Source organism: Mycolicibacterium arabiense, from assembly GCF_010731815.2.
GTDB lineage: Bacteria > Actinomycetota > Actinomycetes > Mycobacteriales > Mycobacteriaceae > Mycobacterium > Mycobacterium arabiense.
This window is the reverse complement of the sequence record NZ_AP022593.1, coordinates 1,377,101-1,398,815: the sequence shown is the minus strand read 5'-3', so window position 1 is coordinate 1,398,815 and position 21,715 is coordinate 1,377,101. Positions and strand designations below refer to the sequence as shown.

The following is a 21,715-nucleotide window of genomic DNA, read 5'->3' as shown; positions in this document are numbered from 1 at the left end:
CGAACCCCGACCCCACGACATCTGTTCGCATGGACAGATATCGGCGGGTCCGCTTAGGCTCCAGCGATGAGTGTCGAGTCCACTGCGCCGACGTCGCCGACCATCCGCGCGGCCAGCTTCGACCGAGCCGACTGGACGTCGATCGCCACGATCTCCGCGATCGTCGTCGCGCTGCACGGCTTCGGCTGGGGCGTCCTGGTCTTCGGCGTCGCACCGCAGCACATCACCCTCGGGTCGGCCGGGGTGTTCGGGATCGGGCTCGGCGTGACGGCCTATCTGCTGGGGGTGCGGCACGCCTTCGACGCCGACCACATCGCGGTGATCGACAACACCACCCGCAAGCTCGTCGGTGAGGGCAAGCGCTCGGTGTCCGCGGGTTTCTGGTTCTCCCTGGGCCACTCCAGTGTCGTGTTCGGCCTGGCCCTGCTGCTCGCGCTCGGCGTCCGCGCCCTGGCCGGGCCGGTGCAGGACGAGGGCTCGCCGATGCTGCAGACGCTCGGGTTGATCGGCTCGGTGGTCGCCGGAACGTTCCTCATCCTGGTCGGCCTGAGCAACCTGTTCGCGGTCGTCGGCATCGCAAAGGTGCTGCGCCGCATGCGCTCCGGGGACTTCGACGAGGCGGAATTGGAACGCCACCTGGAGAACCGCGGCTTCCTGGCGCGGCTGCTGGGCCGGGTGATGCGACGGGTGAACAAGCCGTGGCACCTCTATCCCGTCGGCCTGCTCATGGGCCTGGGCTTCGACACCGCGACGCAGGTCGCGCTGCTGGTGCTCGCGGCGGGCGCAGCCGCATTCACGCTGCCGTGGTACGCGATCCTCGTGCTCCCGGTCCTCTTCGCCGCCGGGATGAGCCTCTTCGACGCGCTGGACGGCATCTTCATGTCCCGCGCCTACGGCTGGGCCTTCCTCAAGCCCGTTCGCAAGGTCTACTACAACCTCACGGTGACCGTGCTGTCCGTCTTCGTCGCGCTCGTCATCGGCGTGATCGTGCTCGCCGGTCTGCTCGCCGACCGCCTCGGCCTCGAGACCGGCCCGTTGGCGGCGATCGGGTCCGCGAACCTCGAGTCGGTCGGCTTCATGATCGTCGGGATGTTCGTCGTGTCGTGGCTCGTCGCGCTGCTGTTCTGGAAATTCGGTCGCGTCGAGGAACGCTGGAGCCCGCCGGTCTCCTGACTGGCTGCCGCGCCTAGACGATCCCCAGCAGCGCGTTCTCGACGACCTCCGAGAGCGCGGGGTGAATCCAGTACTGCCCCTTGGCCACTTCGGCCGCGGTCTGCCCGAGGCTCATGCCCTGGATCAGCGGCTGGATCAGCGTCGAGGCCTGGTAGCCCATCAGGTGGGCGCCGAGGATGGTGCCGGTCGCCCGGTCGCCGATCACCTTCGCCATGCCGACGGTGTCCTCCATCGCCCAGCCGTAGGCGGTGTCGCCGTACTTCTGCGTCTTCACCACGACGTCGAAGCCCTGCTCGCGTGCCTCGATCTCGGTGAGGCCGACCATGGCGATCTGCGGGTCGGTGAAGACCGCCGACGGGACGAACCGGTGGTCGCTCTGCGCCATCGCGGTGGTGTCGTCCCAGTCCTGCAGCAGGTTCTGTCGTACCACCCGCATCTCGTGGTTGGCCACGTGCTTGAGCTGCCAGGCCGACGACACGTCGCCGAGGGCGTAGATCCCGCGTGCGGTGGTGCGCTGGTACTCGTCGACGACCACCATGCCGCCCTCGGTGACCTTCACGCCGGCCAGGTGGGCGTCGAGCAGGTCGCCGTTGGGGATGCGTCCGGTCGCGACGAGCAGCAGGTCGGCCTCGAGTTCCTGATCGTCGTCGAGGTGGAGCACGACGCGGTCGCCGTTCTGGTGCGAGCCGATCACGTTCTCGTGGGTGCGCACGTCCCACTTGCGCATGGCGATGTCGGTGAAACCGTGGCAGATCGTCGGATCGCAGTGGGTGAGCATGCCGTCACCGCGCACGACGATCGTCACCCGCACGCCCAAAGCCGAAAAGACGTGCGCGAACTCGGCGGCGACGAAGCCACCGCCGACGATCACCATGTGCTCCGGCAGTTCTGGGATCCGCATGATGGTGTCGCTGGTCTCGTAGTGCACGCCGCAGTCGATGATCGCCTGGGGAACGTTGATCCGGGAACCCGCGGCGAGCACCACCTGATCGGAGGTGAACTCCTCGCCCGCATCGGTGCGCAGCGTGTAGCGGCCGTCCGGCTGCGTCGGCCCGAACCGGGTGTGGCTGCCGTAGACGTCGATGTTGGGCAGCGTGCGCTTGTACTGTTCGCCGCCCGCGGCGATCGGGTCGATGCGGCCGAAGACCCGGTCGACGATGTCGCGCCAGCGGACACGGTCGGTGTGCGCGTCGATGCCGTAGCGCGAACTCCGCTCGACGATCTGGGCCACCTCGGCGGCGTAGACGAACATCTTGGTCGGGATGCAGCCGACGTTGAGGCACGTGCCGCCGAAGACGCCCTCCTCGCACAGCGCGACGCGCATCGACCCGTAGCGGGGATCGAAGCCGGCGTCGGGAATGCTGTTGCCAGAACCGGATCCGATGATGGTCAGGTCGTAATGCTCCACGTGCGTCAGCCTCGTTCGGTTCGGGTGTTGGTGGGGGAGTCGTGCCCGGATCCCGTTTCGGGCACCGGTAGGAAACGGTCCAGCCACAGGTCGAGTTCCCGGTAGGCCGCAGCGCGCGGCTCGGGCAGCGAGAGGAACACGTCGTGCTTGGCGTCGACGATCGGTGCCACGGTCGTGTGGTTGCCGACGCACCCCGCCCACCGGGCGATCTGGGCGACGTCGAGCACCGCGTCGCCGCGCTGGATGCTCTCCGGGTCCGGCGCCTCGGGCACGCTGCGGTCGGACCGCAGGATCAGGTTTGGCACGCCGACGTCGAGTCCGCGGTGCAACCGTGCGTGCCCGCGGCGCACCGCGTTCAGCCAGCCGAACGTGACGGGGAATCCGCCCACCGGCTTCCACTCCAGGTCGTAGTCGAACTCGCCGCCGTAGTCGCGGTGCAGGGACGTGCCGTACCCGCCGGGCGTTGGCTTGCGGACGACCTGACGCTTGCGTACCCGGGCCAGCGCGAGCAGTGCCGCCGACGTGGGTGCGGCCCGCAGCACGGGCGGCCCGTGCAGGTCGAAGAACGGGCTGTTGAGGATCAGGCCCACGACGCCGGGCGCCGCACTGCGCCGCCGCATCCGGTCGAGCCACAGCGTCGCGATCAGGCCACCGGCCGAGTGGCCGTAGACGCACACCTGCGCCCCACCGGTGTCCGACTCGACGAGGTCGAGCGCACGAACCAGCTCCTCGTCGTACCCGCCGAGATCGGTCGTGAAGTGCGGTGTCTGCCCCGAACGTCGCGATCGCCCGCATTTGTGCAGGTCGAGCGCATAGAAGGCGAACCCGCGCGCGGCGAAGCGGTCGGCCAGCTCGGTGTGGAAGAAGTAGTCGGTGTAGCCGTGCAGTGCGAGTACCGCACGGGTCGAGCCGCCGCCGTCGCCGCGGCGGACCAGGGTGGCCACCAGATCGCCCTCACGGTCCGGGTCGGGACCGAGTGGGATGGTCTGCTGCCAGTAGCCGGGAAGCACGTCGGGTTCCCACGCAGCCGCGGACCGAGTCACGACCTCAACTCTAGGGCCGCCCGCGGCGAGGGTGTGGTGAGGATCGCCCCGTGACGTTGTCGGCGAACGGTACCTGCGGCGACGAACGGGTACCCACCACCCGATAACCTGATGGACGGTAAGCCGTAAACGATGCGCGACCACGAAGGACCTGACAGGTGACTGAGCTCAAGACAGTGAAGACCGATGTCGTCCTGGTGGGCGCCGGCATCATGAGTGCGACCCTCGGAGCGCTGCTGCGCCTGCTGGAGCCCAACTGGTCGATCACGCTCGTCGAGCGACTCGACGGCGCCGCCGCCGAGAGCAGCGACCCGTGGAACAACGCGGGCACCGGTCACTCGGCGCTGTGCGAGCTGAACTACACCCCGCAGCGCTCCGACGGAACCGTCGACATCACCAAGGCCGTGCACGTCAACGAGCAGTTCCAGGTGTCGCGTCAGTTCTGGTCGTACGCCGTGGACAACGGGGTGCTGCCGGACGTGCGCAGCTTCCTCAACCCGATCCCGCACGTGAGCTTCGTGCACGGCGCCGAGAATGCGAAGTACTTGCGCGCCCGGTACGACGCGCTGGTCACCAACCCGCTGTTCGCGACGATGGAGTACATCGACGACGAGGCCGAGTTCGCCCGCAGGCTGCCGTTCATGGCCGCCAAGCGGAACTTCTCCGAGCCCGTCGCGCTGAACTGGACCCAGGACGGCACCGACGTCGACTTCGGTTCGCTGTCACGGCAATTGATCGGCTACACCGCCCAACGCGGGATGACGACGCTGTTCGGGCACGACGTGCGCGACCTGCACAAGGAGTCCGACGGCTCCTGGACCGTGAAGGTGGTCAATCGCCGCAACGGCAACAAGCGCAAGATCAACGCGAAGTTCGTGTTCGTCGGCGCAGGCGGTGGCGCGTTGCCGCTGCTGCAGAAGTCGGGCATCAAGGAGGCCAAGGGATTCGGCGGCTTCCCCGTCGGCGGCCAGTGGCTGCGCTCGGGCAACCCCGAACTCGCCGCGATGCACCAGGCCAAGGTGTACGGCGCCCCGCCACTCGGCGCCCCGCCGATGTCGGTGCCCCACCTCGACACCCGCGTGATCAACGGGCGTTCCTACCTGCTCTTCGGGCCGTTCGCCGGGTGGTCGCCGAAGTTCCTGAAGCAGGGCAAGGTCACCGACCTGCCGCTGTCGGTCAAGCCGAACAACCTGGTCTCCATGCTCGGCGTCGGCCTGACCGAGGTGAGCCTGCTGAAGTACCTCATCGGACAATTGGCGCTCAGCGAAGCCGACCGCGTCGACGCGCTGCGCGAATTCGCACCCAGCGCAGTGGATTCCGATTGGGAACTCGACATCGCCGGCCAGCGCGTCCAGGTCATCCGTCGCAAGGGCGCCGGCGGCGTGCTCGAGTTCGGCACCACGGTGCTGACGGCGGACGACGGTTCGATCGCCGGACTGCTCGGCGCCTCGCCCGGTGCCTCCACCGCGGTACCCGCCATGCTCGACGTGATGGAGCGCTGCTTCCCGGAGCGGTTCACCGCATGGCAGCCCAAGCTCAAGGAGATGGTGCCGTCGCTCGGCGTGCAGCTGTCGACCGAGCCCAAGCTGTTCGAGGAAGTGTGGGCCAGGGGCACCGAGATCCTCAAACTGAACGAGCCGAAGGCGCAAGTCGCTGCCGCGCAGGCCGTCGCGTCAGCGTGACGGTCGCTTCGAAACGCAGCTGGGCCAAGGACCTCGACGCCGCGACGCTCTACGAACTGCTCAAGCTGCGCGTCGAGGTGTTCGTCGTCGAGCAGGCCACGCCGTACCCGGAACTCGACGGGCGTGATCTGCTCGCCGAGACCCGGCACTTCTGGCTCGAGGACGGCGACGGCGTCGTCATCTCCACGCTGCGGCTGATGGAGGAGTATCCCGGCGGCGAGAAGGTGTTCCGCATCGGCCGGGTGTGCACCAAGCGGTCCGAACGCGGTCACGGCCACACCAGCAGGCTCATGCAGGCGGCGTTGGCCGAGGTGGGTGACTACCCCTGCCACATCAACGCCCAGACCTACCTGGAGGACATGTACGCCAAGCACGGCTTCGTGCGCGACGGCGCCGAGTTCCTCGACGACGGCATACCTCACGTGCCCATGTTGCGCAGCGGCTTTCACGGTGGCTGACGCGATGGGCCCGGGTTATCCGTTCAGCGCGCTGGTCGGGCAGGACCGGCTGAAGCTGGCGCTGGTGCTGTGCGCCGTGCGGCCCGAGATCGGCGGCGTGCTGATCCGCGGCGAGAAGGGCACTGCGAAATCAACTGCGGTCCGCGCGCTGACGAACGTCCTGACCGCCATCGACGCCGAGGCGCGACTGGTCGAGCTGCCGATCGGCGCCACCGAGGACCGCGTCGTCGGCTCGCTCGACCTGCAACGGGTGCTGCGCGACGGCGAACACGCGTTCTCCCCGGGGCTGTTGGCCAGGGCGCACGGCGGCGTGCTGTACGTCGACGAGGTCAACCTGCTGCACGACCATCTGGTCGACGTGCTGCTCGACGCCGCAGCGATGGGGCGCGTGCACGTCGAGCGCGACGGCGTATCGCACAGCCACGAGGCGCGGTTCATCCTGATCGGGACGATGAACCCCGAGGAGGGCGAGCTGCGCCCGCAGCTGCTCGACCGGTTCGGCCTGACCGTCGACGTGCGTGCCTCCCGCGAGGTCGACGTGCGCGTCGAGGTGATCCGGCGCCGGATGGACTTCGAGGCCGATCCGCACGGCTTCGCCGACAGCTACGCCGGCGCCGACGCCGAGCTGTCCGCTCGCATCGCCGCCGCTCGCGCCGCAGTGCCCAGTGTGGTGCTGCCCGACTCGGAGCTGCGACGGATCGCTGCGCTGTGCGCTGCCTTCGACGTCGACGGCATGCGGGCCGATCTGGTGGTGGCCCGCACCGCGGTGGCGCACGCGGCGTGGCGTGGAGTTGGAACCGTGGAGGAAGAGGACATCCGAGTCGCCGCGGAACTCGCGCTGCCGCACCGCCGTAGGCGTGACCCGTTCGACGATCCGGGGCTGGATCAGGATCGGCTCGACGAGGCGCTGGCCGAGGCGGGCGAGTCCGCCGACGAGCCCGACGGAACCCCGTCAGATGGGGCCGAGCCCGACGGCCCCGAACCCGAACCGCCCGGTGGCGGCGGTGGTCAGACCGGGGACACCCCGAACGGCGATGCGTCGCAGCAGAAGTCGAAACCACCCGCGTCGAAGCCCAACGCCGCACCGTCGGCGACGTTCCGGACCAAGGCCCTGGTCGTGCCCGGCGTGGGCGAGGGTGCGCCCGGCAGGCGGTCGCGTGCCCGCAACGCGACCGGCAAGTCGATCGCGGCGACCGACGACCTGGTGGCAGGGCACGGCGTGCACCTGTTCGGCACGCTGCTGACCGCGGCGGGGCGCCAGCGACGCGGTGGCCGCGTAACCGTCGCGGCCGACGACGTCCGGCGCTCGGTACGGGAGGGCCGCGAGGGCAACCTGGTGGTCTTCGTCGTCGACGCCTCGGGATCGATGGCAGCCCGCGACCGGATGGCCGCGGTCGGCGGAGCCACGCTGTCGCTGCTGCGCGACGCCTACGAGCGTCGCGACAAGGTCGCCGTCATCACGTTCCGCGGCCAGCGCGCAGACGTCGCGTTGCCGCCGACCTCCTCGGTGCACATCGCCAGCCGTCGGCTCGCGCGGTTCGACACCGGCGGCAAGACGCCGCTGGCGCTCGGCCTGCTCAAGGCGCGCGACGTCGTACTGCGCGAGAAGGCCCGCGACCGCGCCCGTCGCAGCCTGGTCGTGGTCGTGACCGACGGCAGGGCTACGGGCGGTCCGGATCCGCTGGGACGCACCAGGACCGCGGCCGCCATGCTGGCCGCCGAGGGGGTCGCCGCCGTGGTCGTGGACTGCGAGACGTCGTACGTCAGACTGGGGTTGGCCGAGGACCTGGCCCGCCGGCTGGGAGCGCCCGCCGTACGGCTGGCCGACCTGCGCGCCGACGGCCTGGCCCAGCTGGTCCGGCAGCGTGCCGACCAACGCCAAGCCGCCTAGCCAGCAGAGGAGTCGGATGCCACAGGGTCAACCGCTCGTCGTCCCCGCGGACGGACTGACGACCAGAGCGCGCCGCAATGCGCCGTTGCTCGCCGTGCACACCGGTCCGGGCAAGGGCAAGTCGACCGCGGCGTTCGGCATGGCCCTGCGCGCCTGGAACCAGGGTTTTGACATCGGGGTCTTCCAGTTCGTCAAGAGTGCGAAGTGGAAGGTGGGCGAGGAGGCCGCCTTCCGCCGACTCGGCGAGCTGCACGACGAGCACGGTGTCGGCGGGGCGGTCGAGTGGCACAAGATGGGCTCGGGCTGGTCGTGGACCCGCAAGCAGGGTGACGACGTCGATCATGCGGCAGCGGCCGCCGACGGATGGACCGAGATCGCCCGGCGCATCGCCGAGCAGCGCCACGACTTCTACGTGCTCGACGAGTTCACCTACCCGCTCAAGTGGGGCTGGGTCGACGTCGGTGAGGTCGTCGACGTGCTGGCGTCGCGACCCGGGCAGCAGCACGTCGTGGTCACCGGCCGCGACGCTCCCGCCGCCCTGATCGACGCTGCGGACCTCGTCACCGAGATGACCAAGGTCAAGCACCCGATGGACGCCGGCCGCAAGGGTCAGCGCGGCATCGAATGGTGAGTGGGTCGGCGTGAGCGTGCCCGCCGTCGTCGTCGCCGCGCCCTCGTCGGGTAGCGGCAAGACCACCGTCGCCACCGGCCTCATGGGGGCGTTGCGGCGGGCCGGGCACCGCGTCGCGCCGTTCAAGGTGGGCCCCGACTTCATCGATCCCGGCTATCACGCGCTGGCCACCGGGCGGCCGGGCCGCAATCTGGACCCCGTGCTGGTGGGGGAGCACCTCATCGGCCCGCTCTTCCTGCACGGCAGCCACGGTTGCGACGTCGCCGTGATCGAAGGCGTGATGGGCCTGTTCGACGGCCGCATCGATCCGCACGCCGTCGGCGTCGCCCGCGGGTCCACCGCGCAGGTCGCCGGTCTGCTGGGCGCTCCGGTGGTGCTGGTGGTCGACGCTCGCGGCCAGAGCCAGAGCGTCGGCGCGCTGCTGCACGGCTTCTCGACGTTCGACGACTCGTTGCGGATCGCCGGGGTGATCCTCAACCGCGTCGGATCGCCGCGGCACGAGGAGGTGCTGCGGCAGGCCTGCGAACACGCGGGCGTGCAGGTGCTCGGCGCCATTCCCCGCGCCGACGAATTGTCGATTCCCTCACGGCATCTCGGCCTGGTGACCGCCGTCGAATACGGCGCGATGGCCGACCGGGCAGTGGCGGCGATGACCGATCTGGTGACCCGCCACGTCGACCTGGCTGCAGTGATCGCCGCCGCCGCAGGACATGTCGGCGGCGCGGCATGGGACCCGGTCGTCGCGGAACCCGCGGGCCGCGGCGCGGTGATCGCGATGGCGGCCGGGCGGGCGTTCAGCTTCGGCTACCCCGAGCACCGCGAACTGCTGTGCGCCACCGGCGCCGAGGTCGTCGACTTCGACCCGCTGATCGATCCGCTGCCCGACGGCACCGGGGCGGTCGTGCTGCCCGGTGGGTTCCCGGAACAGTTCACCGGTGAGCTGTCGGCCAATGCGACCGTGCGGCAACAGATCCGGGACCTCGCCCGCACCGGCGGGCCCATTCATGCCGAATGCGCGGGGCTGACCTACCTCGTCGACGACCTCGACGGGGCACCGATGTGCGGCGTCCTCGCGGGGTCTGCCACCTTCACGCCGCGGCTCACCCTCGGCTACCGCGACGCCGTGGCGACGTCGGACTCGGCGCTGCACGCCGCCGGCTCGCGTGCGGTAGGCCACGAGTTCCACCGCACCGCGGTCGAGTTCGCGCGAGACTACGCACCGGCGTGGGTGTTTCGCGCGGGGTCGACGAGCAGCGCGATGCGCAACGTGTCCGACGGCGCCGTGCTCGACGGCGTGCATGCGGCGTACCTGCACACCCACGCAGCGGCCCACCCGGCCGCTGCCACCCGGTTCGCGGCGGCGGCGGTCGAGTCGAGCGCCACTCGTGCAGCCTCTAAGCTCGGCGGGTGATCGTGACCGAGAACGCCTACCTCGTCGGGCTTCGGCTGTCCGGCCGCAAGGTCGTCGTGATCGGCGGCGGCACCGTGGCCCAGCGGCGGTTGCCCCTGCTGCTGGCCAACGGCGCCGACGTGCACGTGATCGCCAGAGCCGCCACGCCCGCAGTCGAAGCACTCAAGGATCAGCGGCCGGGCATCCACTTGGAGCTGCGCGACTACCGCGACGGTGACCTCGACGGCGCCTGGTACGCCATGGCCGCCACCGACGATCCGGACGTCAACGCCGCGATCGTCGCGGAGGCCGAGAGCAGACACGTGTTCTGCGTGCGCGCCGACGCGGCACAGGACGGCACGGCGGTGACCCCCGCGTCCTTCGAGTACGACGGGCTGTCGGTCGGCGTGCTGGCGGGCGGGGAGCATCGGCGCTCCGCCGCGATCCGCACCGCGATCAACGAGGCACTGCAGAGCGGCGTCATCGCCGACACGGGGTCCGAATCGCTGCGCGGCGGCGTCGCGCTGGTCGGCGGCGGACCGGGAGACCCCGAGCTGATCACGGTGCGCGGCCGCAGGTTGCTGGCTCAGGCCGACGTCGTCGTCGCCGACCGGCTGGCACCGCCCGAACTGCTCGCCGAGCTGGCTCCGCACGTCGAGGTGATCGACGCCGCGAAGATCCCGTACGGGCGGGCGATGGCCCAGGACGCGATCAACGCCGTGCTGGTGGAACGGGCCAGGGAGGGCAAGTTCGTCGTCCGCCTCAAGGGCGGTGACCCGTTCGTGTTCGCGCGCGGCTACGAAGAGGTGATCGCGTGCGCCGAGGCCGGGATCCCGGTGACCGTCGTACCCGGTGTGACCAGCGCCATATCGGTTCCCGCGATGGCAGGCGTACCCGTGACGCACCGGGCCGTGAACCACGAGTTCGTGGTGGTCAGCGGGCATCTCGCACCCGACCATCCCGAATCGTTAGTGAATTGGAATGCGTTGGCGGCGCTGTCCGGAACGATCGTCCTGCTGATGGCCGTCGAGCGCATCGAGCTGTTCTCGAAGGTCCTGTTGGAGGGCGGTCGACCTGCGGAAACGCCGGTGGTCGTCGTCCAGCACGGCACGACCGCCGCGCAGCGGACCCTGCGGACGACCCTGGCCGGCGCGGCCGAACAGATCCGTTCGGAGGGCATAAGGCCCCCCGCGATCATCGTGATCGGGGCCGTGGCAGCCTTCGCGGCTTAAAGGATTCCTAAGATTACTGTAAGGTAATCGAGCATGCCCGCTCTCAATGACGCGGAGCGCGCCGTTGCCGGCCGTAAGTCCGAGGACTCCGGCGAAGGGGCGCTTCCCATGCCGATCACGCCAACGCAGATCACGCGAAGCAGTTGGTACCCAACGTGGTTGCCGTCACGTCGCTTCCTCGCCGCGGTCATCGCGATCGGCGGCATGCAGCTGCTGGCGACGATGGACAGCACCGTCGCGATCGTCGCACTTCCTAAGATCCAGGACGAACTCAACCTGTCCGACGCCGGGCGCAGCTGGGTCATCACGGCCTACGTGCTGACGTTCGGCGGGCTCATGCTGCTCGGTGGCCGGCTCGGCGACACGATCGGCCGCAAGAAGACCTTCATCGTCGGCGTCTCGCTGTTCACGATCGCCTCCATCCTCTGCGGTGTCGCGTGGGACGAGTCGACGCTCGTCGTGGCCCGCCTGCTGCAGGGTGTCGGTGCAGCGATCGCCTCGCCGACCGGCCTCGCGCTGATCGCGACGACGTTTCCGAAGGGCCCGGCCCGCAACGCCGCCACCGCGGTGTTCGCCGCGATGACCGGCGTCGGATCCGTGATGGGTCTGGTCGTCGGTGGCGCGTTGACCGAGGTGTCGTGGCGCTGGGCGTTCCTGGTGAACGTCCCGATCGGCCTGATCATGATCTACCTGGCGCGCAAGACGCTGCGCGAGACCAACCGCGAGCGGATGAAGCTCGACGCCGCGGGAGCCATCCTGGCGACGCTGGCGTGCACGGCTGCGGTGTTCGGCTTCTCGATGGGGCCGGAGAAGGGCTGGACGTCGGCTCTGACCCTGGGCTCCTGCCTCGGAGCGTTCGTGTTCTTCGCCGCCTTCGTCTACGTCGAGCGCAACGCGGTCAACCCGGTGGTGCCGTTCAGCCTCTTCCGCGATCGCAACCGGGTCGCGACGTTCGCCGCGGTCTTCCTCGCAGGCGGGGTGATGTTCACGCTGACCGTGCTCATCGGCCTGTACGTCCAGGACGTCATGGGTTACAGCGCCCTGCGTGCCGGCATCGGATTCATCCCGTTCGTCATCGCACTCGGCATCGGCCTCGGGCTGTCGTCGTTCCTGGCGTCGCGGTTCCCGCCGCGGCTGCTGGTGATCGGCGGTGGCGTGCTGGTCCTGGCCGCGATGCTCTACGGCTCGACGCTGCACGGCGACATCCCGTACTTCCCGAACCTGGTACTGCCCATCACCGTCGGTGGCCTCGGCATCGGCATGATCGTGGTGCCGCTGATGATCTCGGCCATCGCGGGCGTCGGATTCGACGACATCGGGCCGGTGTCGGCGATCGCGCTGATGCTGCAGAACCTCGGTGGCCCCGTGGTGCTCGCCATCATCCAGGCCGTCATCACGTCGCGCACGCTGTACCTCGGCGGCACGACCGGGCCGGTGAAGAACATGGACGCCGCGCAGTTGCACGCCCTCGACCAGGGCTACACCTACGGGCTGCTCTGGGTCGCCGCCGTCGCCGTCGTCGTGGGTGCCGTCGCGTTGTTCATCGGCTACACCGCCGAGCAGGTCGCCCACGCCCAGGAAGTCAAGGACGCGATCGACGCCGGAGAGCTGTAGCTCGTCGCGCTAGTCGGGTCCCCGCAGATAGGCGCGGATGCCGAGGCCGGCCGACTCCAGTGCGTCGAGCGCGGCGCGTACCTCGGCAGTCGGGTTCGCCATCGCGACCGCCAGCGTGACGCGACCGGGCCAGCCCGGATCGTCCACGCGGACCGTCGTCACTCCCTCGGGCGTCGACGCCGCGGCGAGTTCGGGCATGACGCAGATACCGAGCCCGGCCGCGACGAGACCCAGCCGCGACGGCCAACTCCGTGCGCGATGGGCGATCACCGGCTCGCGCAGCGTCGGCCACGCCGCGAACTGCGGGTCGCCCCTGTCGCCCACACCCACCACCCAGCGCTCGCCTGCCAGTTCGTCCACCGGCGCAGGCGCGCTGCCCGCACGGGTGGCCAACCGGTGGCCCTCCCATACCGCGACGCACAAGTCGCCCGCCGGGATCCTGCGCACCACGAGACCTTCCAGGTCGTAGGACGGTAGACCGGTGCCCGCCGCGATGACGGCGACGGCGAGACGCCCGTTGCGCAGCTCGCCGAGCAGCGCGGGCGTCGACGCCTCGCTGAGTCGAACCGAGAGCGCCGGGTGCTCCGACGTCAGGTGCGCGATGGCCCTCGGCGCGAGCACGGCAGCCGCGGTGGGGAACACGCCCACGCGCAGCCGGCCGACCAGTCTGTCGCCGAGACCCTCGAGATCTTGGCCGAGCGAGTCCACGTCGCCGAGGATGCGACCGGCGTGGTTCACCACGGCAGTCCCCGCCGCAGTGAGGCGGACCCCGCGGGTCTCGCGCACGAACAGCGGCATCCCCGCCGCCGCCTCCATCGCGGCCACCTGACGGGAGATCGCCGGTTGCGAGTAGCCCAGCGATCGGGCCGCGGCGCTGAACGACCCGAGCAGCGCGATCTCACGGCAGACGCGCAGACCGGCCAGCGTCATCTCGTCCACCCGGGTTCGCGTAGCCATGCGCCAAGCGTATGTCCGAGATGCGGGATGCTCATCGCGCGCATGGATCAACTCCGGCTCGGTGTCCGTTGCACCTGTCGACCGACACCGAGCTGAGGAAGAGGCCGACATGGCATCCGAGACACCCAAGACCTGGTTCATCGCAGGCGCATCCCGCGGAATGGGGCGCGAACTCGCCGAGCAACTGCTCGCCCGCGGAGACCGCGTGGCGGCAACCGCCCGCGACACCGCAGCACTCGCCGACCTCCTCGATCGCTACGGCGACCGGCTCTGGCTGCGACCGCTCGACGTCACCGACACCGCGCGGCTGCGTGCCGTCGTCGACGAGGCCTTCGACGCTCACACCCGCATCGACGTCGTCGTGGCCAACGCCGGGTACGGGGTCTTCGGCGCCGCCGAGGACCTCTCCGACGACGACGTGCACCGCATGATCGACACGAACCTGACGGGCTCGGTGCAGCTGGCACGTGCCGTGGTGCCGCATCTGCGCGCCCAGGGCGGCGGCCTCTTGATGCAGATGTCGAGCATGGGCGCCCACATCGCCTTCCCCGGGTTCTCGATGTACCACGTGACCAAGTGGGGGATCGAGGGTTTCTACGAGGCCCTGGCCCAGGAGGTCGAACCGTTCGGCATCCGCACGACGCTCGTCGAACCGGGCGTCGTCCGGACGGGCTTCTTCGACGCCGCCACCCGGGTGCCGCTCAGCGAGCCCTACCGCGGCGGCCCGGCGGACCAGCCACCGATGTCGGTCGAGGAGATGGTCGACAGCCAGGAGAAGACCGTCGCCGCCATCGTCCGGGCGGGCGACTCGGCCAATCCGCCGCGGCGGCTCGTCCTCGGGTCCGACGCGTGGCAGCTGGTCACCACGGCGCTGCGGGAACGTCTCGACGACCTGCTGCCGCAGCGCGACGAGGCAGCGACCGCCGACATTGGTTAGCGACTCGTAAGCCCCGGTCGACGGTTGCCGTTACCGGCGGTCCCTACTAATCGGTAGGGTGGCGAGACATGTCTGCCGAGCGCGGTACCGCACCGCTGTCCTCATCGGTCCTCGGCGCCGCCATCGTCGCGATCACCGGCATGCAACTGATGTCGACGCTCGACGGCACCATCGTGATCGTCGCGCTACCGCGCATGCAGGCCGACCTCGACATGTCGGACGCGGGCAAGAGTTGGGTCATCACCGCCTACGTGCTGGCGTTCGGTGGTCTGCTGCTGCTCGGCGGCCGGGTCGGCGATGCCATCGGCCACAAACGGGCATTTCTCTCCGGCGTCGGGGTCTTCACCATCGCCTCGCTGGTCTGCGGGCTCGCGACCGACGAGTACACGCTGATTGTGGCCCGCGCGCTGCAGGGGGTCGGGGCGGCAGTGGCCGCGCCGACCGGGCTGGCGCTGATCGCGACGACGTATGCCGTCGGGCAGGCCAGGAACCAGGCGATGGCCGTGTCGGCGGGCATGCAGGCGATCGGGTCCGTGATGGGCCTGGTGCTCGGCGGCCTGCTGACCGTCATCTCGTGGCGTCTGGCATTCCTCATCAACGTGCCGATCGGCATCGTGATCATCGTCGTGGCGGTCTACAAGATCGCCGAGACGAACCACGAACGGCTCAAGCTCGACGTCACGGGCGCACTGCTGGCGACGCTAGGCTGCGCCTCGGCGGTCCTGGTCTTCACGCAGGGCCCGCCACGCGGCTGGGTCGACCCCTGGGTCATCGGTGCAGCCGTCGCCGCGGTGGTCTTCTTCCTCTCGTTCTTCTTCGTCGAGCGCACCGCGGACAACCCGCTGGTGCCGTTCTCGGTGTTCAGTGATCGCAACCGGGTGGCGACGTTCACCGCGTGGTTCCTCGGCGGCGGCGTGCTGCTGACGGTGACGGTGATGGTGGGTCTGCTGGCCCAGGACGTGCTCGGCTACTCCGCCCTGCGGGCAGGCATCTGCTTCCTGCCGTTCGCGGTCGCGGTTGGAGTAGGCAACGTCCTGGCCACCCGGCTGGCGCCCATGTACGCCCCGCGCTGGCTGATCATCGGAGGCGGCCTGTTCGTGCTCGCCGCGATGCTCTACGGATCGACGCTGGACCGGACCATCCCGTACTTCCCCAACCTCTTCCTGCCGATCGTGATCGGCGGGTTCGGCATCGGGATCATCTCGGTGGTGCTGCCGCTCTGCGCGGTCGCGAAGGTGGGGCCCAGCGAGATCGGGCCGGTCTCCGCGATCACGCTGATGGTGCAGAACCTCGGCGGCCCGCTCGTCCTGGTCGCGATCATGGCGGTCCAGCAGTCGCGCACGCTGTACCTCGGCGGCACGACGGGCCCGGTGAAGAACATGACACCGCCTCAGCTCGACGCCCTCGGCGAGGGATACACGTACTCCCTGCTGTGGGTCGCAGGCGTCTCGATCCTGGTGGGCGTCGCCGCGTTCTGGATCGGCTTCTCCGCCAAGGACATCGCGCGAGCGCAGCACACGAAGGAGGCAGTGGAGGCGGGCGAGCTGTGACGCACGCGGGAGACGCGGCGCTCACCCGCGGGCAGGTCTCCGAGGCCGTCGACCCGCTCGAGTGGCGACTGATCCTCGGCGTGGTGATCACGCACGTGCTGGTTCCCTCACTCGACGAGGCCCTGCGCGCCGTCACGATCGCGGTGTCCGCGGCGGGCACCGACGGCACCGGTCACCTCACCGCCGAGGTGACGTCCGGGCGGGCGGTACTGCGGCTGCACACTGCAGCCCGTGGCGCCGTGACCGGGCTCGACCTTTCGCTGGCGCGCCGGGTCACCGAGGCGCTGGCCGCCGAGTCGCTCACCACCGTCGCGGGTGACGCCGTGCCGCCGCAGACCATCGAGATCGCGATCGACGCGCTCGACATCGCCCGCGTGCGCCCGTTCTGGCAGGCCGTCACGGGCTACGTCGACGAGCCACAGCCGGCCGACCTGCCGCCCGACGCACTGGTGGACCCGCTGGGCCGTGGCCCGGCGATCTGGTTCCAGCAGATGGACGAGCCGCGGACCCAGCGCAACAACATCCACCTCGACGTCGACGTGCCGCCCGAACACGCCCAGGCCCGCATCGACGCCGCACTCGCGGCAGGCGGCACCTTGCTCGACGCCGGCGCGGCACCGTCGTTCTGGGTGCTGGCGGACCCCGAGGGCAGCGAGGCGTGCATCTGCACGTGGCAGGGACGGGACTGACCGCCGGCATCGCTAAGGTTGTCGCCTGTGATCACCCGCATGTCGGAGCTGTTCCTCCGCACCCTTCGCGACGACCCGGCCGACGCCGAGGTGCCCAGCCACAAACTACTGATCCGCGCTGGTTACGTCCGCCCCGTCGGACCGGGTCTGTACTCGTGGTTGCCGCTGGGGTTGCGGGTGCTGCGCAAGGTCGAGCAGGTGGTGCGCGAGGAGATGGCCGCGATCGGCGGCCAGGAGATCCTGCTACCGGCGCTGCTGCCGCGCGCGCCGTACGAGACCACGAACCGGTGGACCGAGTACGGCCCGAACCTGTTCCGGCTCAAGGACCGGCGCGGTAACGACTACCTGCTCGGCCCGACCCACGAGGAACTGTTCGCGCTGACGGTGAAGGGGGAGTACAGCTCCTACAAGGACTTCCCGCTGCGGCTGTACCAGATCCAGACCAAGTACCGCGACGAAGCGCGTCCCCGCGCGGGCATCCTGCGCGGCCGCGAGTTCGTGATGAAGGACTCGTACTCCTTCGACGTCGACGACGCCGGGCTCAAGGACGCCTATCACGCGCACCGCGAGGCCTACCAACGGATGTTCAGCAGGCTCGAGGTGCGCTACGTCATCGTCTCGGCGGTGTCGGGCGCGATGGGTGGCAGCGCGTCCGAGGAGTTCCTCGCCGAGAGCGAGGTCGGTGAGGACACCTTCGTGCGCTGTCTGGAATCCGGGTACGCCGCGAACGTCGAAGCCGTGGTGACCCGCCCGCCGGCGCCGCAGCCGTTCGACGACCTGCCCGAGGCGGTCGTGCACGACACCGGTGACACGCCGACCATCGCGACGCTCGTCGAGTGGGCCAACGGCGCCGACCTTCCGCAGTTCGCCGGGCGTGAGGTGACCGGCGCGGACACCCTCAAGAACGTGCTGCTGAAGACGCGCCTGCCCGGTGGCGAGTGGGAGTTGCTCGCCGTCGGCGTGCCCGGTGACCGGGAGGTGGACGACAAGCGCCTCGGCGCGGCGCTCGACCCTGCCGAGTACGCGCTGCTCGACGACCTCGACTTCGCGAAGAACACGTTCCTCGCGAAGGGCTACATCGGCCCGAAGGGGTTGCTGGCCAACGGGGTTCGCTACCTCGTCGACCCGCGCATCGTCGACGGCACGGCGTGGATCACCGGTGCCGACGAGAAGGGAAAGCACGTCGTGGGCCTGGTCGCGGGTCGCGACTTCGTCCCCGACGGCACCATCGAGGCCGCCGAGGTTCGCGACGGCGATCCCTCACCGGACGGCATGGGCCCGTTGGTGTCGGCGCGCGGCATCGAGATCGGTCACATCTTCCAACTCGGCCGCAAGTACACCGACGCCTTCGCCGCCGACGTGCTCGGCGAGAACGGCAAGCCGGTGCGGCTGACGATGGGTTCCTACGGCATCGGGATATCCCGCATGGTCGCCGTCATCGCCGAACAGCAGCACGACGAACTCGGGTTGCGCTGGCCGAGCGCCGTCGCACCGTTCGACGCACACGTCGTGATCGCCAACAAGGACGAGGACGCCCGCGTCGGCGCGACGGGCATCGCAGGCGACCTCGACCGGATGGGCCTCGAGGTGCTCCTCGACGACCGAAAGTCCTCGCCGGGCATCAAGTTCAAGGACGCCGAACTGCTCGGCGTGCCGTGGATCGTGGTGGTGGGCCGGGGCTGGGCCGACGGCAAGGTCGAGCTGCGCAACCGGTTCACCGGCGCCACGACGGAGATTCCCGTCGACACCGCGGCGAGCGAGATCTTCGCGGCGCTCACCAGCTGACGGGCGCCACCGTCACTCGCTGCCGCCGGGGAACGCGACGGTGGTCGGTGACGTGCCGAGCACGGCCCGCCACCTGGCGGCGGTGACGGCGGCCTCGGTGAGGGCCGTGACGGCCAGCGTGCGGTCCTCGGTCGTCGTCGCCTGCTCGAGCACGGCGCGCCACGCGACGGCGCTGTCCTCTTCCATTCGCACGGCCAGCGTCGCGGCGTCGTCGGGTTCGTCGACGTCGATGGGGATCTGATATCCCGCGGCAGGTAGCGGCGCGGGAGCGCCGCGGCCGGTGAGTCGGGCGATGCCCTCCTCGCGTTGTTTGCGATGGGTCCGCATGGCCGCCGACACGAGGTCGTTGACGTCCGGGGTGGAGTGCGCGGAGACCAGGCCGTAGCCGTAGATCACGCCGTGTTCGGTCGCGATCGCGTCGAACAGCGCCCCGTCCGGTCCCTCGGGCCGGGCCGGATCGGGTGTGCGGCTGGCGCTGGTGATCGGCGACGGCGTGGTGGTCGTCGTGGTGGTGGCTGGTGTGGTGGGCGGGGTCGGTGACGTCATGGCGCGACCCCTGCCAGCGCCACGCTGAATGCCGCCGTGCAGGACGCGGCGACCGACCCCAGCAGGCCCGCGGCGTAGCCGGTCTCCTCGGCCGCCGCCTGCGCGGCGCCGTCCGCCGACTGCCGTAGGGCGGCGACGACCGAGCCCGGCGTGGGCGGCGCGGGGGGTTGGCTCGGCGCCGAAGCCGACGGAGTGGTCGACGACGTGGAACTGGTGGGCGTCGCGCCGGTGATGCGGGTGATCTCCTCGGCGAGCGCCTCGGCGTGGGCCGACCGCTCCGCGGCGACGGCGTTCAGTGCGGTCGCGACGGGCGGCGGCGCCGAGGAGGCCGCGCCGGCCGCCAGTTGGCTGTCGGATCGGGCCCGTTCCAGCTGTGCGGTCAGGGCGGAGACGTCCGGCGGCGGGGTCTTGGATCCGCAGGCCACCGACGTTGCGCCGAGCGCCGCCAGCGCCGCCGATCCGATCAGCAGACGCCGCCTGCTGAGGTGGGGGAGGGCGCTCGGCACACCGACATCCTGCCATCCCGCCGCCGGGCGTCCCGCGCGCCAGCCCGGCCCGCCTGCCTGCGGTTTGCCAATCGGCCCGCCCTGGCTGGCGTATCGTTGATACTCGATCCCGGGTGCCGCCCACCTGGGAACATGTCCGCACAACTCAAGACGAGGAGCTCGCCGTGGCATCGGATGCCCCGCTACGGTCCGCCCGCCTGCCCACGCCGGCCGAGGTGACCGAGCTGCTCACGGAGGAGTTCGCGCGCCGCGGATGCGTCATCGAGGACGTGGAGGTCCAGGCGTCCTCGCGTCCCCCACGGATCGCCGTGATCGCCGACGGTGACGACGCCACCGAGGGGCACCTGGACCTGGATTCCGTCGCCGAACTCGGCCGGATCGCGTCCGAACTCATGGACCAGCTCGACGAGCCCACCGGTGGCGGACCGCCGTACGTCCTCGAGGTGACGTCGCGCGGGGTCGACCGGCCACTGACCGCGCCCCGGCACTACCGCCGCGCGCAGGGCCGCAAGGTCGAGCTGACGCTGTCCGACGGGTCGCGCCTCGAGGGCCGGCTGGGCCCGCTGGCGAACGACGCCGTGGCGGTGGTGGTTGCCGACGGTGCACGCGGCAAGTACGCCGTGCGCAGTCTGCCCCTGACCGAGATTTCCAACGCCGTTGTCCAGGTCGAGTTCTCGCCGCCGAACCGGCGCGAACTCGAGCTGGCAGGCCTGTCCGGAGAGGAGCCGGCCTCGTGAACATCGACATGGCCGCACTACACGCCATCGAGGTCGACCGCGGAATCGCGGTCGACGAATTACTCGAGACGATCAAGACGGCGCTGCTGACCGCCTATCGGCACACCGAGGGCCACCAGGCCGACGCCAGGATCGACATCGACCGGAAGTCGGGTTCGGTGCGGGTGATGGCGAGGGAGAACGACGCCGACGGCAACCTGATCCAGGAATGGGACGACACTCCCGAGGGCTTCGGTCGCGTCGCCGCGACGACCGCGCGCCAGGTGATGCTGCAGCGGTTCCGCGATGCGGAGAACGAGCGGATCTACGGCGAGTTCTCGGCCCGTGAGGGCGACATCGTGGCAGGGGTCGTGCAACGCGACGCCAGGGAGAACGCCAGGGGCAACGTCGTCGTGCGTCTGGGTACCGAGGCCAAGGGCTCCGAGGGGATGATCCGCCCGGCCGAGCAGGTGCCCGGCGAACGCTACGAGCACGGCGATCGGTTGCGGTGCTACGTGATCGGCGTGACCCGCGGCCCGCGCGAGCCGCGCATCGAACTGTCCCGCACCCACCCGAACTTGGTCCGCAAACTGTTCTCACTCGAGGTGCCGGAGATCGCCGACGGTTCGGTCGAGATCGCCGCCGTCGCACGCGAGGCCGGGCACCGGTCGAAGATCGCAGTGGCGTCGCGGGCGTCGGGCCTCAACGCCAAGGGTGCCTGCATCGGCCCCATGGGCCAGCGGGTGCGCAACGTGATGAGTGAGTTGTCCGGCGAGAAGATCGACATCATCGACTACGACGAGGACCCGGCCCGCTTCGTCGCCAACGCGCTGTCGCCGGCCAAGGTGGTGTCGGTGACCGTCATAGACGAGGCCACCCGCGCCGCCCGCGTGATCGTTCCGGACTTCCAGCTGTCGCTGGCCATCGGCAAGGAAGGGCAGAACGCCAGGCTGGCCGCCCGCCTGACGGGGTGGCGCATCGACATCCGCAGCGACGCGGCATCGGAGGCCGACGGGTCGCCCGCGCCGAGCGCAGCCCGCGGAGCTGCCCGGGACGGCTAGGTCGACACGCGATTCCGCGTGCGGGTCCGGTGCGGCTAGACTGAACCGTGATCCAGCGCGAGACTTCTGCCTCCGTGCCCGGACGCACCGACGAACCCCAGGGACCGGTGCGTACGTGCGTGGGATGCCGGAGACGAGAGTTGGCTGCCGAATTGCTGCGAGTGGTCGCCGAGCGCGACGGGAACGGCGACTGCGTCGTGACCGTTGACTCAGCGGGTAATCTGCCCGGGCGGGGTGCGTGGTTGCATCTCGACCAGCAGTGCCTCGACTCAGCGATCCGGCGGCGAGCCTTCACCCGAGCGTTGCGCATCACCGGTCCGCCGGACACATCCGCGGTTGTCGAGTTCTTCGTCGTCGAGCTAGAAGACGGCAAGGGACGAGCCGACCCGGCAACAGAACAGGTAGCGAAGAACATGAGCACACCGTGAAGTTCCGATGACCATGCG

The 21,715-nt window shown here is 70.1% G+C and carries 20 protein-coding genes; 15 read left to right on the top strand and 5 right to left on the bottom strand.

What is annotated here, in order from left to right; all coding sequences use genetic code 11:
• Nucleotides 1–66 precede the first annotated feature (66 nt).
• Nucleotides 67–1,173, top strand: a complete 1,107-nt coding sequence (gene nicT / locus G6N61_RS08390; protein ID WP_163918106.1) for a Nickel transporter NicT — start codon at nt 67–69, stop codon at nt 1,171–1,173.
• 13 nt (nt 1,174–1,186) lie between these two features.
• Here the strand turns inward: nicT and mtr are convergent, their stop codons facing one another.
• Nucleotides 1,187–2,581, bottom strand: coding sequence for a mycothione reductase (gene mtr, locus G6N61_RS08385; RefSeq protein WP_163918105.1), 1,395 nt, complete (start codon nt 2,579–2,581; stop codon nt 1,187–1,189).
• 5 nt (nt 2,582–2,586) lie between these two features.
• A complete protein-coding gene (locus tag G6N61_RS08380; protein ID WP_163918104.1) occupies nt 2,587–3,624 on the bottom strand; it encodes an alpha/beta hydrolase in 1,038 nt (345 codons plus the stop codon).
• A 158-nt stretch (nt 3,625–3,782) separates the two neighbouring features.
• On the opposite strand from G6N61_RS08380, the gene mqo reads away from it, so the two are divergent.
• The 7 genes from mqo (at nt 3,783) to G6N61_RS08345 (ending at nt 12,522) form a co-directional block, all read left to right on the top strand.
• On the top strand, nt 3,783–5,306 hold the full coding sequence (mqo, locus tag G6N61_RS08375; RefSeq protein ID WP_163918103.1) for a malate dehydrogenase (quinone): 1,524 nt from the start codon (nt 3,783–3,785) through the stop codon (nt 5,304–5,306).
• Complete coding sequence (locus tag G6N61_RS08370) at nt 5,303–5,764, top strand: GNAT family N-acetyltransferase (protein ID WP_163918102.1); 462 nt, start codon at nt 5,303–5,305, stop codon at nt 5,762–5,764. Before mqo ends, G6N61_RS08370 begins: the two co-directional genes overlap by 4 nt.
• 4 nt (nt 5,765–5,768) lie before the next feature.
• The gene (locus G6N61_RS08365) at nt 5,769–7,655 is read left to right on the top strand and encodes a magnesium chelatase subunit D family protein (protein ID WP_163924685.1); all 1,887 of its coding nucleotides are present in this window, start codon (nt 5,769–5,771) and stop codon (nt 7,653–7,655) included.
• Nucleotides 7,656–7,671: 16 nt separating this feature from the next.
• Nucleotides 7,672–8,286 (top strand): cob(I)yrinic acid a,c-diamide adenosyltransferase, encoded by a 615-nt coding sequence (gene cobO, locus G6N61_RS08360; protein ID WP_163918101.1) that lies wholly within the window; start codon nt 7,672–7,674, stop codon nt 8,284–8,286.
• 10 nt (nt 8,287–8,296) lie between these two features.
• The gene (locus tag G6N61_RS08355; protein WP_163918100.1) at nt 8,297–9,697 is read left to right on the top strand and encodes a cobyrinic acid a,c-diamide synthase CobB; all 1,401 of its coding nucleotides are present in this window, start codon (nt 8,297–8,299) and stop codon (nt 9,695–9,697) included.
• Between the two features lie 2 nt (nt 9,698–9,699).
• Nucleotides 9,700–10,908, top strand: coding sequence for a uroporphyrinogen-III C-methyltransferase (gene cobA, locus G6N61_RS08350; protein WP_163924684.1), 1,209 nt, complete (start codon nt 9,700–9,702; stop codon nt 10,906–10,908).
• Between the two features lie 108 nt (nt 10,909–11,016).
• A complete protein-coding gene (locus tag G6N61_RS08345) occupies nt 11,017–12,522 on the top strand; it encodes an MFS transporter (protein WP_407666479.1) in 1,506 nt (501 codons plus the stop codon).
• Nucleotides 12,523–12,531: 9 nt separating this feature from the next.
• On the opposite strand, the gene G6N61_RS08340 is transcribed toward G6N61_RS08345, so the two are convergent.
• On the bottom strand, nt 12,532–13,479 hold the full coding sequence (locus tag G6N61_RS08340) for a LysR family transcriptional regulator (RefSeq protein ID WP_235887459.1): 948 nt from the start codon (nt 13,477–13,479) through the stop codon (nt 12,532–12,534).
• Nucleotides 13,480–13,588: 109 nt separating this feature from the next.
• Here G6N61_RS08340 and G6N61_RS08335 point away from each other — a divergent pair, with 109 nt between their 5' ends.
• The 4 genes from G6N61_RS08335 (at nt 13,589) to G6N61_RS08320 (ending at nt 18,440) form a co-directional block, all read left to right on the top strand.
• Nucleotides 13,589–14,416 carry an SDR family oxidoreductase gene (locus G6N61_RS08335; RefSeq protein ID WP_163918098.1) on the top strand — a complete coding sequence of 276 codons (828 nt, stop codon included), beginning with the start codon at nt 13,589–13,591 and terminating at the stop codon, nt 14,414–14,416.
• Nucleotides 14,417–14,484: 68 nt separating this feature from the next.
• On the top strand, nt 14,485–15,966 hold the full coding sequence (locus G6N61_RS08330) for an MFS transporter (RefSeq protein WP_163918097.1): 1,482 nt from the start codon (nt 14,485–14,487) through the stop codon (nt 15,964–15,966).
• Nucleotides 15,963–16,655, top strand: coding sequence for a VOC family protein (locus G6N61_RS08325; RefSeq protein ID WP_163918096.1), 693 nt, complete (start codon nt 15,963–15,965; stop codon nt 16,653–16,655). The genes G6N61_RS08330 and G6N61_RS08325 overlap by 4 nt, the downstream gene beginning before the upstream one ends.
• 27 nt (nt 16,656–16,682) lie before the next feature.
• Complete coding sequence (locus tag G6N61_RS08320; RefSeq protein WP_163918095.1) at nt 16,683–18,440, top strand: proline--tRNA ligase; 1,758 nt, start codon at nt 16,683–16,685, stop codon at nt 18,438–18,440.
• A 12-nt stretch (nt 18,441–18,452) separates the two neighbouring features.
• Here the strand turns inward: G6N61_RS08320 and G6N61_RS08315 are convergent, their stop codons facing one another.
• Nucleotides 18,453–18,986 carry a ferritin-like domain-containing protein gene (locus tag G6N61_RS08315; protein ID WP_179973590.1) on the bottom strand — a complete coding sequence of 178 codons (534 nt, stop codon included), beginning with the start codon at nt 18,984–18,986 and terminating at the stop codon, nt 18,453–18,455.
• Complete coding sequence (locus tag G6N61_RS08310; RefSeq protein WP_163918094.1) at nt 18,983–19,492, bottom strand: hypothetical protein; 510 nt, start codon at nt 19,490–19,492, stop codon at nt 18,983–18,985. Before G6N61_RS08310 ends, G6N61_RS08315 begins: the two co-directional genes overlap by 4 nt.
• A 164-nt stretch (nt 19,493–19,656) precedes the next feature.
• On the opposite strand from G6N61_RS08310, the gene rimP reads away from it, so the two are divergent.
• Genes rimP through G6N61_RS08295 form a run of 3 tightly spaced genes read left to right on the top strand, consistent with a single transcriptional unit; the run spans nt 19,657 to nt 21,697 of the window.
• Nucleotides 19,657–20,229, top strand: coding sequence for a ribosome maturation factor RimP (gene rimP, locus G6N61_RS08305; protein WP_163918093.1), 573 nt, complete (start codon nt 19,657–19,659; stop codon nt 20,227–20,229).
• Nucleotides 20,226–21,269: a transcription termination factor NusA gene (gene nusA / locus G6N61_RS08300; protein ID WP_163918092.1), complete on the top strand. Its 1,044-nt coding sequence runs from the start codon at nt 20,226–20,228 to the stop codon at nt 21,267–21,269. Before rimP ends, nusA begins: the two co-directional genes overlap by 4 nt.
• 47 nt (nt 21,270–21,316) lie before the next feature.
• Nucleotides 21,317–21,697: a YlxR family protein gene (locus tag G6N61_RS08295; RefSeq protein WP_179973589.1), complete on the top strand. Its 381-nt coding sequence runs from the start codon at nt 21,317–21,319 to the stop codon at nt 21,695–21,697.
• The last annotated feature ends 18 nt before the right edge of the window (nt 21,698–21,715 follow it).

What these genes read in the sequence shown, in the direction of transcription:
- G6N61_RS08330 (WP_163918097.1), top strand. Translation starts at nt 14,485, where the DNA reads ATGTCTGCCGAGCGCGGTACCGCACCGCTGTCCTCATCGGTCCTCGGC.
- G6N61_RS08345 (WP_407666479.1), top strand. Translation starts at nt 11,017, where the DNA reads ATGCCGATCACGCCAACGCAGATCACGCGAAGCAGTTGGTACCCAACG.
- G6N61_RS08315 (WP_179973590.1), bottom strand. Translation starts at nt 18,986, where the DNA reads ATGACGTCACCGACCCCGCCCACCACACCAGCCACCACCACGACGACC.
- G6N61_RS08365 (WP_163924685.1), top strand. Translation starts at nt 5,769, where the DNA reads ATGGGCCCGGGTTATCCGTTCAGCGCGCTGGTCGGGCAGGACCGGCTG.
- cobO (WP_163918101.1), top strand. Translation starts at nt 7,672, where the DNA reads ATGCCACAGGGTCAACCGCTCGTCGTCCCCGCGGACGGACTGACGACC.
- nicT (WP_163918106.1), top strand. Translation starts at nt 67, where the DNA reads ATGAGTGTCGAGTCCACTGCGCCGACGTCGCCGACCATCCGCGCGGCC.
- G6N61_RS08340 (WP_235887459.1), bottom strand. Translation starts at nt 13,479, where the DNA reads ATGGCTACGCGAACCCGGGTGGACGAGATGACGCTGGCCGGTCTGCGC.
- G6N61_RS08335 (WP_163918098.1), top strand. Translation starts at nt 13,589, where the DNA reads ATGGCATCCGAGACACCCAAGACCTGGTTCATCGCAGGCGCATCCCGC.